Below are 13,543 nucleotides of genomic sequence, written 5' to 3' on the forward strand. Positions count from 1 at the left end.
GAAAAAAGTTGGCACGATTGCTGTAATAGCAAGGGCAACCATTTGAAGCCTCAGGCTCAGGAGTTGTCGCAAATGCTCAATGCCGAACAACGTGCAATCATCAAAGCCACTGTCCCTCTGCTGGAAACCGGCGGTGAGGCGCTGACCACCCACTTCTACAAGATGATGCTCAGCGAGTACCCAGAGGTGCGCCCGCTGTTCAACCAGGCCCACCAGGCCAGCGGCGACCAGCCGCGCGCCCTGGCCAATGGCGTGCTGATGTATGCCCGTCACATCGACCAGCTGGAGCAGTTGGGTGGCCTGGTCGGCCAGATCATCAACAAACACGTTGCCCTGCAGATTCTGCCGGAGCACTACCCGATCGTCGGCAGCTGCCTGCTGCGCGCCATCGAAGAAGTACTGGGCAAGGAAATCGCCACCCCTGAGGTCATCGCTGCCTGGGCGGCTGCCTACGGCCAGCTGGCCGACATCCTGATCGGCGCCGAGGAAAGCCTCTACAAACAAAAGGAAGAGGCCGCCGGCGGCTGGCGCGGTACTCGCGAATTCCGCCTGGTGCGTCGCGAGCAGGAAAGCAGCGAGATCACCTCGTTCTACTTCGCCCCGGTGGATGGCCAGCCGGTACTCAAGGCCGAGCCTGGCCAGTACATCGGCCTGCAGCTGTTCATCGACGGCGCCGAGCAGCGCCGCAACTATTCGCTGTCGGCCCTGTGCGACGGCCAGGAATACCGCATCAGCGTCAAGCGCGAGGAGGGCGGCAAGGTTTCCAGCTACCTGCACGATGAGCTGGAAGTGGGCGACACCTTGCAGCTGTTCCCGCCAGCGGGTGACTTCACCCTGGCGGCCAGCGACAAGCCGCTGGTACTGATCAGCGGTGGTGTGGGCATTACCCCGACCCTGGCGATGCTCGAAGCCGCACTGCAGACCCGGCGTGAGGTGCATTTCATCCACTGCGCGCGTAACGCTGCGGTGCATGCCTTCCGCGACTGGGTCGACGGCCTGGCCGAGCGCCACCCGCAGCTCAAGCGCTTCTACTGCTATGCCGAGCCGGAAGGTGGCGCTGCCGCCGATGCCGTGGGCTTGCTGAGCGAGGACCTGCTGGCCGAGTGGCTGCCGCAGGGGCGTGACGTGGATGCCTACTTCCTGGGGCCCAAGGGCTTCATGGCGGCGGTCAAGCGCCAGCTCAAAGGCCTGGGAGTGCCGGAGCAGCAGAGCCGCTACGAGTTCTTCGGGCCGGCGGCTGCCCTGTAGGAGCGGGCTTGCCCCGCGAAAGGGCCGGTACAGGCGAATAATCTCTGCCTATATATAAAGAAAGATGAACGGTGCCTCGGGCACCTTTCATCTTTAATCCTCCTTTAATCACTGTATCCTTCACTCCCGGGTGTCGAGGGGCTTGCCCCTGCGCGGCACCTGGGCAGCCGCTTTTTTACCGGCCGACGTTGAACCGACGTTGCTGCAGCCGGTCACAGCATCTCCGGATAGCCCTGCGCAGTGCTGTCTCGCCGCCTCCTCGACACGCTAAAGGGCCATGCCTGCGTGTAGAATTGCACCCAGGCGGGCGGACCACGCTGCCACCTATCCATCGAAGGAATCGGCAATGAACGAACAAACATCGCGCCTCAATCGCGAACGGCGCTTTCTGGTGCTGCTGGGGGTGATCTGCCTCGCCCTGATCGGCGGTGCGCTGTACATGCAGGTGGTACTGGGTGAGGCACCTTGCCCGCTGTGCATCCTGCAACGCTATGCCTTGCTCTTTATCGCCCTCTTCGCGTTCATTGCCGCCGCCATGCCCGGGCGCCGCAGCCTGACCCTGTTCGAGGGCCTGGTGGTGCTCAGTGCCATTGGCGGAATCATTGCGGCTGGCAACCATGTGTATATACTCGCCAACCCCATGGTCAGTTGCGGTATCGATACGCTGCAACCGATCGTCGACGACCTGCCCCTGGCCAAGCTGTGGCCACTGGCGTTCCAGGTCGACGGCTTCTGCAGCACGCCGTATCCGCCGATCCTCGGTTTGTCACTGGCACAATGGGCGCTGGTGGCGTTCGTCCTGACGGCCATCCTGGTACCGTTCGGCATCTACCGCAACCGGCGCCAGTCTTAGACATAAGTCCCGATTTCGGTGTGGTCTTTTGCACCGGATGAGAAGAGCGAAAAGTCCTCTCCCGCTTGATCCAGATCAACCTCAAAGCCTTGCGAAATGCGGGTTTGAGGGCTAGCAAGCGGGGTGCGACAAACTGTCGCGAAGTTGATTTGCCGAGCTGTATTGTTACGGATTCTGTAAAAGACTGTTGCTCAATAAGTCATAGTCAAGGGTTGGCGACCTATCTACAATCGCCCCCAATTTCCGTTCGGCACTGCTTGCGAGTCGCAGGATTGAAGGAAGCCCCAGCGCTCCTTTTTGCTGACTTCGTCAAGTTTCGCCCAACGGCGATACCGGGCGGACCCCCCTCCGCGTTTTCCCGCACCAAATGGACTTGGTCTGAAGTACAGGCCTGTTGCCTACGAAACCATAAGCACCGCTAACACGCTTTGCGCCAAGGTCCTGCAGTCGGGCCCGGGCAGGAGCGAGTACGGGCGCGAAATGCCGCACTTGGCAGGACGAAGTGTTGGCTACCAAAACACAAATTGCATTGAAGCAAGCTGATCTAGAGGTCGTGAGATGAGTAAAAAGCGTTACCCCAGACTGTTTGGCATATTGCCCTTTTTAGGCATGCTTTTACTCAGTGGGTGCAACTGGACCCTGCTCGACCCGAAAGGTCAGGTCGGCATTGAGCAAAAGAACCTGATCCTGATCGCTACCGGCCTGATGCTGCTGGTGGTGATTCCGGTCATCATCATGACCGTGGCGTTCGCCTGGAAGTACCGTGCTTCCAACAAGGCTGCCACCTACACCCCAGACTGGTCGCACTCGACCAAGATCGAACTCGCGGTGTGGATCATCCCGATCATCATCATCATCGCCCTGGGCTACGTCACCTACAAGTCGACCCACAAGCTGGACCCATACCGTCCGCTGGATTCCGACGTGAAGCCGATTCAGATCGACGTGGTCGCGCTGGACTGGAAATGGCTGTTCATCTACCCGGAGCAGGGCATCGCCACCGTCAACCAGATCAACTTCCCGGCTAACGTCCCGGTGAACTTCCGCGTCACCTCCGACGCCGTGATGAACTCGTTCTTCATCCCGGGCCTGGGTGGCCAGATCTACGCGATGGCGGGCATGACCACCAAGCTGCACCTGATCGCCAACGAAAATGGCGTGTTCGACGGTATCAGCGCCAACTACAGCGGTGCTGGCTTCACCGGCATGAAATTCAAGGCTAATGCAACCTCTCAGGAAGACTTCGACAAGTGGGTCGCCGAGGTCAAGCAGTCGCCACTGAAACTGGGCAAGGCCGAGTACGAAGCACTGGCCAAACCTAGCGAATACAACCCAGTCGCGCTGTACAGCGAGGCACCTGCTGAGCTGTTCCAGACCATCGTCGACAAGTACGAAGGTATGAACCGCGGCAAGCCGGTCCACGAAGAAGCAGGCAGCAAAGATCTGGCCACCACCGAGTCGAGTGTGCAACCAGCTGCCGGTGCAGAGGAGTAAGAGATGTTCGGTAAATTAACCCTGGAGGCGATACCCTTCCACGAGCCGATAGTCATGGTGACGCTTGCCATGATCGCGCTCGGGGGTATTGCTGTCGTTGGTGCTATCACCTATTTCCGCAAGTGGACCTACTTGTGGACCGAGTGGCTGACTACTGTCGACCACAAAAAGATCGGCGTGATGTACATCGTCGTCGCGATGGTCATGCTGCTGCGCGGCTTTGCCGACGCCATCATGATGCGTACCCAGCTGGCTGCCGCTACCGGTGGCTCCGAAGGCTACCTGCCGCCTGAACACTATGACCAGATCTTCACCGCTCACGGTGTGATCATGATCATCTTCATGGCGATGCCGTTCTTCACCGGCCTGATGAACCTCGCGGTTCCTCTGCAGATCGGTGCACGTGACGTTGCCTTCCCGTTCCTGAACTCCCTGAGCTTCTACCTGCTGCTGGCAGGCGTGCTGCTGGTCAACATCTCGCTGGGCGTTGGTGAATTCGCCAAGACCGGCTGGGTTGCCTATCCGCCGCTCGCGGGCATTCAGTACAGCCCTGGGGTGGGTGTCGACTACTACATCTGGGCGCTACAGCTCTCAGGCTTGGGTACGACACTGACCGGCGTGAACTTCCTCGTCACCGTGATGAAGATGCGCGCACCTGGCATGAAGCTGATGGACATGCCGATCTTCACCTGGACCTGCACCTGGGCCAACGTGCTGATCGTGGCTTCGTTCCCGATCCTGACCGCTGCACTCGCTCTGCTGACTGTTGACCGTTATCTGGACTTCCACATTTTCACCAACGAGCTTGGTGGGAACCCGATGATGTACGTCAACCTGTTCTGGGCGTGGGGTCACCCTGAGGTTTACATCCTGATCCTGCCGGCCTTCGGCGTGTTCTCGGAAGTGACTTCGACCTTCTCCGGCAAGCGTCTGTTCGGCCACCACTCGATGATCTACGCATCGGGCGCCATCGCCGTCCTGGGCTTCGCTGTATGGCTGCACCACTTCTTCACCATGGGTGCCGGCGCCAGCGTCAACACCTTCTTCGGCCTGGCGACGATGCTGATCTCCATCCCGACCGGTGTGAAGCTGTTCAACTGGCTGTTCACCATGTACCAGGGCCGTGTGCGCTTCACCGCACCGATGCTGTGGACCCTGGGCTTCATGATCACTTTCTCGATCGGTGGCATGACTGGCGTTCTGCTGGCTGTTCCAGGTGCTGACTTCGTACTGCACAACAGCCTGTTCGTAATCGCTCACTTCCACAACGTGATCATTGGTGGTGCGGTATTCGGCTACATCGCCGGCTTCGCCTACTGGTGGCCAAAAGCGTTCGGCTTCAAGCTGAACGAGAAGTGGGGCAAAGCTGCCTTCTGGTTCTGGATCTCCGGCTTCTACGTAGCGTTCATGCCGCTGTACGCCCTGGGCTTCATGGGCATGACCCGTCGTCTGAACCACTCCGACAACCCACTGTGGGAACCCTACCTGTACGTAGCCGTTGTCGGCGCCGTGCTGATCCTGTTCGGTATCGCCTGCCAGCTGATCCAGATCGTCGTTTCGATCCGCGATCGCGAGCAGAACCTGGACGTGACCGGCGACCCATGGGGCGGCCGTACCCTGGAATGGTCGACCTCGTCGCCACCTCCGTTCTACAACTTCGCCCACATGCCAGAGAAAGTTGGCCTGGACTGCTGGAACGAAGCCAAGGAAGCCGGTGTTGCCTACAAGGTGCCGGGCAAGTACGAAGCGATCCACATGCCGAACAACACCGCTACCGGTCTGTTCATGGGTATGTTCCTGACTGTCTTCGGCTTCGCTTTCATCTGGCACATCTGGTGGCTGGTTGGCGCGAGCCTGCTGGCAACCATCGCGGTCTTCGTTCGCCACGCTGCGCGTGACGACCAGGGCTACATGGTTCCGGCCGAAGAAGTGGCGCGCATCGAAGGCGAGCGTCTGAAGGCGCTGGCCAAAGCAGGTGCTCTGCCTGCCGGCGCACGTGTCGAATCGTTTGAACGGGTGTAATCAATGTCCAGTCAAGTAATCCACGGTGGCGCGCATGGTCATGACCATGCTCACGATGACCACCACCACGACTCGGGCCAGATGACCGTCCTCGGTTTCTGGCTGTACCTGATGACCGACTGCATCCTGTTTGCGTCGCTCTTCGCCACCTACGCGGTGCTGTCCGGCAGTTTTGCCGGCGGCCCGTCGGGTCATGACATCTTCCAGCTCGACTTCGTAGCTGTAGAAACGCTGTTCCTGCTGCTGTCCTCGATCACCTTCGGTTTCGCCATGCTGAAGATGTTCGACGGCAAGAAAGCGGGCGTACTGGGCTGGTTGGCTGTGACCTTCCTGTTCGGTGCAGGCTTCATCGCGATGGAAATCTATGAATTCCATCACCTGATCGGCGAGGGCTTCGGCCCGACCCGCAGTGGCTTCCTGTCGGGCTTCTTCGCCCTGGTAGGTACCCACGGTCTGCACGTGACCGCCGGCCTGATCTGGATGGCAATCATGATGTACCAGATCAACAAGCACGGCATCACGCCGACCGCCAAGACCCGCATGAGCTGCCTGAGCCTGTTCTGGCACTTCCTGGACGTGGTCTGGATCTGCGTATTCACCGTCGTCTACCTGCTGGGAGTTCTGTAATGGCTAACGCACACGACACTCATCACGAAGGTAACCACGGCAGCGTCAAGTCGTACATGGTCGGCTTCATCCTGTCGATCATCCTGACCGCGATCCCGTTCGGCCTGGCCATGTCGCCAAGCCTGCCGAAGAACCTGACCGTTCTGATCATCGTGGCCATGGCTGTGATTCAGGTAGTGGTACACCTCGTGTACTTCCTGCACATGGACCGCTCGAAAGAGCAACGTTCCAATGTGTCGACGTTCCTGTTCACCGCGTTGGTAATCGCTCTGCTGGTCGGCCTGTCGCTGTGGATCATGTTCAGCATCCACTTCGAAATGATGGCCAAGTGAGGTAAGACTGCATGTCCGTCAAGCACTTTATCCAAATCACCAAACCGGGGATCATTTTCGGTAACGTGCTTTCCGTGGCAGGCGGTTTCTTCCTTGCCTCGAAGGGCCATGTGGACTTCGCCCTGTTCCTGGCGGTGGTGATCGGTACTTCGCTGGTGGTGGCGTCCGGATGCGTGTTCAACAACTGCATCGACCGTGACATCGACCACAAGATGGAGCGCACCAAGAACCGCGTCATGGTGCAGGGCGGCATGTCGCTGACCCTCGCGCTGGTCTACGCCACCCTCCTCGGGGTGGCGGGCTTCAGCCTGCTGTATGTCCAGGCCAACCCGCTGTCGGCGTTCTGCGCAGCGGTAGGCTTCATCGTCTACGTCGGTTTCTACAGCCTCTGGCTGAAGCGCAAATCGGTGCACGGCACCTTGGTCGGCAGCCTGTCTGGTGCCATGCCTCCGGTGATCGGCTACTGCGCCGTGAGCAACAGCTTCGACCTGGCTGCAGTGACCCTGCTGGTGATGTTCAGCCTGTGGCAGATGCCGCACAGCTTTGCCATCGCGATCTTCCGCTTCAAGGATTACAGCGCTGCCAACATTCCGGTCCTGCCGGTGGCGCGCGGCATCCTCGCGGCGAAGAAGCAGATCGTGCTGTACGTGCTGGCGTTCCTGCTCGCCACCTTGATGCTCACCCTCGGCGGATACGCCGGCCTCGGCTACCTGGCCGTGGCAGCCGCCATGGGCCTGTACTGGCTGTACATGGCCTGGGGTGGCTACAAGGCCGAGGACGACAGCAAGTGGGCCCGCAAGGTGTTCGGCTTCTCCATCCTTACCGTCACTGCCCTGAGCGTGATGATGTCGGTGGACAGCCAGACCGCTGCGGACGTGTTGATGACCTACGCGCGCTGATCGAGGCAAGTGCTTCACTAAAAACCCCGGCCATTTTGCCGGGGTTTTTTTATGGGTGCTCTCCTGTACGGGCCCATAAATATCAGATTTTCAAAAAATTTTTCTGAAAGGCTCTAATAAAACAGGAAATTGTCCTTTACAGCTATCCGGTTTCGGCACTATCTTCTGATTTAGGCCGCCGCAGCGGCCAGCGTCGCTCGGACGGTTCCGGGCGCTTACGTCTCCAGAGGAAACCATGGCCAATCCAGGTTCGCCGCGCCGCTTCGCGCGCATCGATCGTCTCCCCCCTTACGTCTTCAACATCACTGCCGAGCTCAAGATGGCTGCCCGCCGCCGTGGCGAGGACATCATCGACCTGAGCATGGGCAACCCCGATGGCGCGACCCCGCCGCACATCGTCGAGAAGCTGGTGCAGGTCGCCCAGCGCGATGACACCCATGGTTATTCCACCTCCCGCGGCATTCCACGCCTGCGCCGGGCCATCTCCAACTGGTACAAGGAACGCTACGAGGTCGACATCGACCCGGAAAGCGAAGCCATCGTCACCATCGGCTCGAAAGAGGGCCTGGCGCACCTGATGCTTGGCACCCTCGACCACGGCGACACCGTGCTGGTGCCCAACCCGAGCTACCCGATCCACATCTACGGTGCCGTGATTGCCGGTGCCCAGGTGCGCTCGGTGCCACTGGTGCCGGGGGTGGATTTCTTCAACGAGCTGGAGCGGGCGATCCGCGAATCGATCCCCAAGCCGAAGATGATGATCCTCGGCTTCCCGTCCAACCCCACCGCCCAGTGCGTGGAGCTGGACTTCTTCGAGCGCGTGGTGGCCCTGGCCAAGCAGTACGACGTGCTGGTGGTGCATGACCTGGCCTACGCCGACATCGTCTACGACGGCTGGAAGGCCCCGTCGATCATGCAGGTACCGGGCGCCAAGGACATTGCGGTGGAGTTCTTCACCTTGTCCAAGAGCTACAACATGGCCGGCTGGCGGATCGGCTTCATGGTCGGCAACCCCGAGCTGGTCAGCGCCTTGGCACGGATCAAGAGCTACCACGACTACGGCACCTTCACCCCGCTGCAGGTGGCTGCCATCGCCGCGCTGGAAGGTGACCAGCAGTGTGTACGCGACATCGCCGAGCAGTACCGTCAGCGCCGCAACCTGCTGGTCAAGGGCCTGCATGAGCTGGGCTGGATGGTCGAAAACCCAAAGGCGTCGATGTACGTGTGGGCGAAGATTCCGGAGCAGTATGCGCACCTGGGTTCACTGGAGTTTTCCAAGAAGCTGCTGGCCGAAGCCAAGGTCTGCGTGTCGCCGGGCATCGGTTTTGGCGACTACGGCGACGACCATGTGCGCTTCGCCCTGATCGAGAACCAGGACCGCATTCGCCAGGCGATTCGCGGTGTCCGCCAGATGTTCCGGGCTGACGGGTTGACCCGGAAGTAACGCTTCACCCGGGCCCGCTTTGGCGGGCTCGGGCTTGCCGGATCAACGGCAAACTATTTTTGCATGCCCCCTCTTCTCAGCCGACCCGGCTTCGATTACAAATGGCGCGCGGGCCTAGCCCCGATAACAACAACCCTCCTTCCGTGCCATCATGTCCGAATACAACCCTTGCCTTGACTGCGGCGCCTGCTGCGGGTACTTCCGTGTGTCCTTCTTCTGGGGCGAATGCCAGTCTGCCGGCGGTGTAGTGCCGGATGACCTGGTGGTACAGATCAACCCCACCCGCGTTGCCATGATCGGCACCGATGCCAAGCCTTGCCGCTGCGTGAGCCTGCAAGGCGAGATCGGTACCGAGGTGGCGTGCACCATCTACGCCAATCGTTCCAGCCCGTGCCGCGAGTTCGAGGCGTCGTGGGAGGGTGGGGTACATAACCCCAGCTGTGACGATGCGCGGGCGGCCTATGGGCTGCCGCCGTTGACGCCGCCAGGGGCCAACGAGCCGCATTGGCCGGATGATGGGGCTGAGGTGGCTTGAGCTGGCCGGGGTTGGATCGTGTCAGGGCCGCCAAGTGCTCGCCATGACATTTTCAGCGCCTATGAAATCGAGCGCCGCCCACGCGGCGCATCGCGGATAAATCCGCTCCTACATTTGTTGCAACGTGACCATGCCTGTCAGGCCATGGTTGTCAGCCTAGTTGGCATGACGGGATTTTGAAGGGGGCATTGATGCCGCCTCACATGACTTGAGGCATTCATCAACGCAGGCAACCATGGCCTGTCAGTTTCGGTACGTTGCAACAAATGTAGGAGCGGATTTATCCGCGATGCGCCGCGCGGGCGGCGCTCGGTTTCTGCCCCACCACACATCCCAAGACATACACCCGCAGCCCCCCACATGAAGTTAAACTGTCATCTCCCCAGCAATGGACAGGAGATCCGGCGTGACCCCACCCCGCAGTTTCCCGACTGACCTCTGCCTCGACAGCCCGCGCCTGCAGCTGCGGCCGATGCGCCATGCCGACGCTGCGCAATGGCTGACGATCATGGCCGACCCCGAGGTCATGCGTTACTGGCACCATGCACCCTGGCAAGACCTGGCCGAAGCCGAAAGCGCCCTGGCCGCCGACCGCGAAGCCTACACCAATGGCGACCAGCTCAAGCTGGGCATGTACCGCCGCGACAATGGCGAACTGATCGGCATGGTCCAGCTGTTCAACATCGATGACGTCTCGCGCCGTGGCGAAATCGGCTATTGCCTGGCCAGTGCAGTGCAGGGCAGGGGCTACATGGACGAAGCGTTGACCTGCTTCATCGACTACATCGCCCACACCCTGCACATGCGCCGCCTCGAAGGTGAAATCGACCCACGCAACCAGGGCTCGGCGCGTACCCTCGAGCGCCAGGGCTTCGTCCTCGAAGGCACGCTGCGGGCGCGCTGGTGCGTGGCGGGTGAGCTGACCGACTCGGGCATCTACGGCCTGCTGCTGGAACCGCCGGTCGCATGACTCTGGGCGCCCGCTTATCGGCCTTCTACCTGACTCTGAGCCTTGCCCTGTACCTGCTCAGCCTGGCTTTCGACGGCGCCCAGATGAGCGCAGGCCGGCACATGCCGGCGCTGCAGATGTTCCTGTATGGGCCCTGGGGTATTCCCTTCGGCATGTTCCAGTGGTTTGCCAACCCGCTGTTGGCAGTCGCCATTCTTTGCCATCGACGCTTTCGTCGGCTGGCGTTGTTGCTTGGGCTGGGCGCGTTGTACCTGGCCGCCAGCAGCATTGGCATCGAGCGGCTGCCTGACAACATCAGCTATGAATTCACCCACCGCACCGGTTTCGGCGCGGGCTTCTACCTGTGGCTGGCGGCGATCGCGGTGTTCTGCGTGGGGCAGGCCTGGCAGTGCTGGACCGCGCGCAGCAGTGACGACGTGCCGGGCTGGAACTGGCTGGATGTCGCCCTGATCGCGGCGCTGGCCGTGACCGCCTATGCGGCGACCCAGATGCCATCGCTGCAATTCGAGCCGGGCAAGGTGCTGATGCCGCCGCAGCCTGTACAAACGCTATGAAGGGATTTGCGATGAACAAGCGATACCTGATGCTATTGGCCTTCTTTGCGCCGGTGGTGCTGGCCGACGACAACTCGCCGGCCTACAGCCAGTGCATGGACAATGCCTCCAGTACGGTGGCCATGAGCAGTTGCATCCAGGCAGAGACCCAACTTCAGGACCAGCGCCTGAACCGGGTCTACAAGCAACTGACGAGCAAGCTTGAATCGGGGCCGCAGAAGAGCCTGCGCGATGTGCAGCGGCAGTGGATCGCTTACCGCGATGCCAACTGCAAGTTCCATGTGCAGGCCAGTGGCGGGACCATGGCGCAGCTCGAAGGCGGCATGTGTGTGCTGGACATGACCCGCGAACGAGCGGCGGAGCTGGAGCGCGTGCTCAGCCCAGGGCAGTGAGGTTACCTGAGCCTTGAGGAATGCTTGCTGTGGGCGCGGGCCTTGAGGTACTCGCGCACCTCCACGCCATCCCCGGCAAACTCGATGCGCTCGGCCTTGGCTTCACGCTGGTAGGCGTACATCGGGTCGTAGTATTCCTTGAGCAGCCCTTCGATCCAGCCCCGGTGCAGATCCACCGCGCCACTGCGCAGCTGCTCTTGCAGCGCCTCAGCGAGAATTGCAGACAAGCGCTGGAAGCGCTCTCCGCCAAGACGCTTGTGGATGTTGCCCATGCTTTGCATCATCCGCCCGGCAAACTTCAGGCGTCCGTCTTCTTCGCCATGCACGTCGACGAACTCGGCGCACAGATTGATCACGTAATCGCGCAGGATGCGCTCCACGCGATTGTCGAAACTGTCCTCCAGCCACACCATCGGGTACTGCTGCATGCCCTGGTACAGTGCCAGCGGCACCGAGCAACTGCCGACGATGCGGCCTTCATCTTCCAGCACGAACTGTTCGATGCCACGGGCACGCTTCTTCAGCACGTCGACGGCCAGCTTGTTCTCGAAGTCGATTTGCGCCGGCTGGCCGGTGGCACGCTTGCCGAAGCTGGAGCCGCGGTGGTTGGCGTGGCCTTCAAGGTCGAGCACGTTGTTCAGCTGGTGCAGCACATCGGTCTTGCCGGTGCCGGTGAGGCCGCCGACCAGCACGAAATCGCATTGCTCCACGGCCTGTTGGGTAGTCTCCAGCAGGAAGGTACGCATGGCCTTGTAGCCGCCCTTGATGCGCGGGTAGTCGATGCCGGCCTCGTCGCGCAGCCATTGCTGAACGATCAGCGAGCGCAGGCCGCCACGGGCGCAGTACAGGTAACCATCAGGGTGCGCCTTGGCAAAGCTGGCCCAGGCATGCAGGCGCTCGCGCTTGGTCGCGCCGCTGACCAGCTGGTGGCCGAGGGTGATGGCAGCGGCCTGGCCTTGCTGCTTGTAGCAGGTGCCGACCTTCTGCCGCTCCTGGTCTGTCATCAGCGGCAGGTTGACGGTGCCGGGGAAGGCACCCTTGGCGAATTCGATCGGTGCGCGCATGTCCATCATCGGCGCGTCGTCGAGGAACAGTTGGCGGAAGTCGGTGCAGTCGGGGCGCATCAGTTCACCTCGACCGCATGGCTCTGTCGCTCGACCAGCAGGCCGATGGGCGACAGGTTCAGCCCCAGTTCGCCTGCCACTGCCAGGAACTCGGCCTCGCCTTCAGGGGCCACGGCAACCAGCAGGCCACCACTGGTCTGCGGGTCGCACAGCAGGTGCTTCTGCTCGTCGGTCAAAGCGCCGAGCTTGTGCCCGTAGCTGTCGTAATTGCGCAGTGTGCCGCCAGGAATGCAGCCTTCGGCCAGGTAATGGTCGACGCTTGGCAGGCGCGGCACTGCGGCGTAGTCCAGTTCCGCCGTCAGGCCGCTGCCTTCGGCCAGTTCCACCAGGTGGCCGAGCAGGCCGAAGCCGGTGACATCGGTCATCGCCTTGACCCCATCGAGCTTGCCGAAGCGGCTGCCCGGGGTGTTCAGCGTGCACATCCAGTCGCGCGCCAGGCCCTGGTCCTGCCCGCGCAGCTTGGCCTTCTTCTCGGCGGTGGTGAGGATACCGATGCCCAGTGGCTTGGTCAGGTACAGGCGGCAGCCGGCGGTGGCGGTGTCGTTGCGCTTGAGGTGGCGCTTGCTGACCACGCCAGTGACCGCCAGGCCGAAGATCGGCTCGGGGGCGTCGATGGAGTGGCCGCCGGCCAGCGGGATGCCGGCTTCGGCGCACACGGCGCGGCCGCCGCGGATCACTTCGCGGGCGACTTCCGGTGGCAGCACGTTGACCGGCCAGCCGAGGATGGCGATGGCCATCAGCGGGTCGCCGCCCATGGCGTAGATGTCGCTGATGGCATTGGTGGCGGCGATGCGCCCGAAGTCGTACGGGTCATCGACGATCGGCATGAAGAAGTCGGTGGTCGATACCACCCCGCGCTCGTCATCCAGGGCGTACACGGCGGCGTCGTCACGCGAGGCATTGCCGACCCACAACTTCGGGTCCAGGGCCTGGGCGCCGCTTTCGGCGAGGATCACGTCCAGCACCTTGGGGGAGATCTTGCAGCCACAGCCGGCACCGTGGCTGTACTGGGTCAGGCGAATCGGCTCGCTCATGTGCACCTCAGGGGA

Annotated in this window: 14 protein-coding genes; 12 read left to right on the forward strand and 2 right to left on the reverse strand. The window is 61.5% G+C overall.

All coding sequences use genetic code 11. The features are described from left to right. Positions 1–72: 72 nt before the first annotated feature. From hmpA to ACIPZ8_RS07205, 12 genes are all read left to right on the forward strand, one after another. Positions 73–1,248 carry an NO-inducible flavohemoprotein gene (gene hmpA, locus ACIPZ8_RS07150; protein WP_400720922.1) on the forward strand — a complete coding sequence of 392 codons (1,176 nt, stop codon included), beginning with the start codon at positions 73–75 and terminating at the stop codon, positions 1,246–1,248. A gap of 346 nt (positions 1,249–1,594) precedes the next feature. Beyond that, positions 1,595–2,101: a disulfide bond formation protein B gene (locus tag ACIPZ8_RS07155; protein WP_060511471.1), complete on the forward strand. Its 507-nt coding sequence runs from the start codon at positions 1,595–1,597 to the stop codon at positions 2,099–2,101. A 558-nt stretch (positions 2,102–2,659) separates the two neighbouring features. Beyond that, complete coding sequence (gene cyoA, locus ACIPZ8_RS07160) at positions 2,660–3,595, forward strand: ubiquinol oxidase subunit II (protein ID WP_103445643.1); 936 nt, start codon at positions 2,660–2,662, stop codon at positions 3,593–3,595. A gap of 3 nt (positions 3,596–3,598) precedes the next feature. Beyond that, on the forward strand, positions 3,599–5,617 hold the full coding sequence (gene cyoB, locus ACIPZ8_RS07165) for a cytochrome o ubiquinol oxidase subunit I (RefSeq protein ID WP_027920309.1): 2,019 nt from the start codon (positions 3,599–3,601) through the stop codon (positions 5,615–5,617). A 3-nt stretch (positions 5,618–5,620) separates the two neighbouring features. Continuing rightward, positions 5,621–6,244, forward strand: a complete 624-nt coding sequence (gene cyoC / locus ACIPZ8_RS07170; RefSeq protein WP_027920308.1) for a cytochrome o ubiquinol oxidase subunit III — start codon at positions 5,621–5,623, stop codon at positions 6,242–6,244. Continuing rightward, complete coding sequence (gene cyoD / locus ACIPZ8_RS07175; RefSeq protein WP_400720927.1) at positions 6,244–6,576, forward strand: cytochrome o ubiquinol oxidase subunit IV; 333 nt, start codon at positions 6,244–6,246, stop codon at positions 6,574–6,576. Before cyoC ends, cyoD begins: the two co-directional genes overlap by 1 nt. A gap of 11 nt (positions 6,577–6,587) precedes the next feature. Continuing rightward, entirely contained in the window at positions 6,588–7,475 is an 888-nt protein-coding gene (gene cyoE / locus ACIPZ8_RS07180) for a heme o synthase (protein WP_261942729.1), read from the forward strand. Between the two features lie 235 nt (positions 7,476–7,710). Next, the gene (alaC, locus tag ACIPZ8_RS07185; protein WP_400720930.1) at positions 7,711–8,919 is read left to right on the forward strand and encodes an alanine transaminase; all 1,209 of its coding nucleotides are present in this window, start codon (positions 7,711–7,713) and stop codon (positions 8,917–8,919) included. A 151-nt stretch (positions 8,920–9,070) separates the two neighbouring features. Then, positions 9,071–9,454 (forward strand): YkgJ family cysteine cluster protein, encoded by a 384-nt coding sequence (locus ACIPZ8_RS07190; RefSeq protein ID WP_261942732.1) that lies wholly within the window; start codon positions 9,071–9,073, stop codon positions 9,452–9,454. Between the two features lie 406 nt (positions 9,455–9,860). After that, entirely contained in the window at positions 9,861–10,424 is a 564-nt protein-coding gene (locus ACIPZ8_RS07195; protein WP_294330841.1) for a GNAT family N-acetyltransferase, read from the forward strand. After that, the gene (locus ACIPZ8_RS07200; RefSeq protein WP_400720937.1) at positions 10,421–10,978 is read left to right on the forward strand and encodes a hypothetical protein; all 558 of its coding nucleotides are present in this window, start codon (positions 10,421–10,423) and stop codon (positions 10,976–10,978) included. The genes ACIPZ8_RS07195 and ACIPZ8_RS07200 overlap by 4 nt, the downstream gene beginning before the upstream one ends. A gap of 11 nt (positions 10,979–10,989) precedes the next feature. Beyond that, a complete protein-coding gene (locus ACIPZ8_RS07205) occupies positions 10,990–11,370 on the forward strand; it encodes a lysozyme inhibitor LprI family protein (RefSeq protein WP_400720940.1) in 381 nt (126 codons plus the stop codon). A 2-nt stretch (positions 11,371–11,372) separates the two neighbouring features. Here ACIPZ8_RS07205 and mnmH read toward each other — a convergent pair whose 3' ends face one another. Together mnmH and selD are read right to left on the reverse strand one after the other, a co-directional pair. Continuing rightward, positions 11,373–12,494: a tRNA 2-selenouridine(34) synthase MnmH gene (mnmH, locus tag ACIPZ8_RS07210; RefSeq protein ID WP_400720943.1), complete on the reverse strand. Its 1,122-nt coding sequence runs from the start codon at positions 12,492–12,494 to the stop codon at positions 11,373–11,375. After that, entirely contained in the window at positions 12,494–13,528 is a 1,035-nt protein-coding gene (selD, locus tag ACIPZ8_RS07215; RefSeq protein ID WP_400720946.1) for a selenide, water dikinase SelD, read from the reverse strand. The genes mnmH and selD overlap by 1 nt, the downstream gene beginning before the upstream one ends. Positions 13,529–13,543 lie beyond the last annotated feature (15 nt).

Source organism: Pseudomonas sp. NPDC089422, from assembly GCF_044749405.1.
GTDB lineage: Bacteria > Pseudomonadota > Gammaproteobacteria > Pseudomonadales > Pseudomonadaceae > Aquipseudomonas.

Coding starts and splice junctions, on each gene's coding strand:
- hmpA (WP_400720922.1), top strand. CDS start 73: ATGCTCAATGCCGAACAACGTGCAATCATCAAAGCCACTGTCCCTCTG.
- cyoB (WP_027920309.1), top strand. CDS start 3,599: ATGTTCGGTAAATTAACCCTGGAGGCGATACCCTTCCACGAGCCGATA.
- ACIPZ8_RS07200 (WP_400720937.1), top strand. CDS start 10,421: ATGACTCTGGGCGCCCGCTTATCGGCCTTCTACCTGACTCTGAGCCTT.
- cyoA (WP_103445643.1), top strand. CDS start 2,660: ATGAGTAAAAAGCGTTACCCCAGACTGTTTGGCATATTGCCCTTTTTA.
- alaC (WP_400720930.1), top strand. CDS start 7,711: ATGGCCAATCCAGGTTCGCCGCGCCGCTTCGCGCGCATCGATCGTCTC.
- cyoD (WP_400720927.1), top strand. CDS start 6,244: ATGGCTAACGCACACGACACTCATCACGAAGGTAACCACGGCAGCGTC.
- ACIPZ8_RS07205 (WP_400720940.1), top strand. CDS start 10,990: ATGAACAAGCGATACCTGATGCTATTGGCCTTCTTTGCGCCGGTGGTG.
- ACIPZ8_RS07155 (WP_060511471.1), top strand. CDS start 1,595: ATGAACGAACAAACATCGCGCCTCAATCGCGAACGGCGCTTTCTGGTG.
- ACIPZ8_RS07190 (WP_261942732.1), top strand. CDS start 9,071: ATGTCCGAATACAACCCTTGCCTTGACTGCGGCGCCTGCTGCGGGTAC.
- cyoC (WP_027920308.1), top strand. CDS start 5,621: ATGTCCAGTCAAGTAATCCACGGTGGCGCGCATGGTCATGACCATGCT.
- mnmH (WP_400720943.1), bottom strand. CDS start 12,494: ATGCGCCCCGACTGCACCGACTTCCGCCAACTGTTCCTCGACGACGCG.
- cyoE (WP_261942729.1), top strand. CDS start 6,588: ATGTCCGTCAAGCACTTTATCCAAATCACCAAACCGGGGATCATTTTC.
- selD (WP_400720946.1), bottom strand. CDS start 13,528: ATGAGCGAGCCGATTCGCCTGACCCAGTACAGCCACGGTGCCGGCTGT.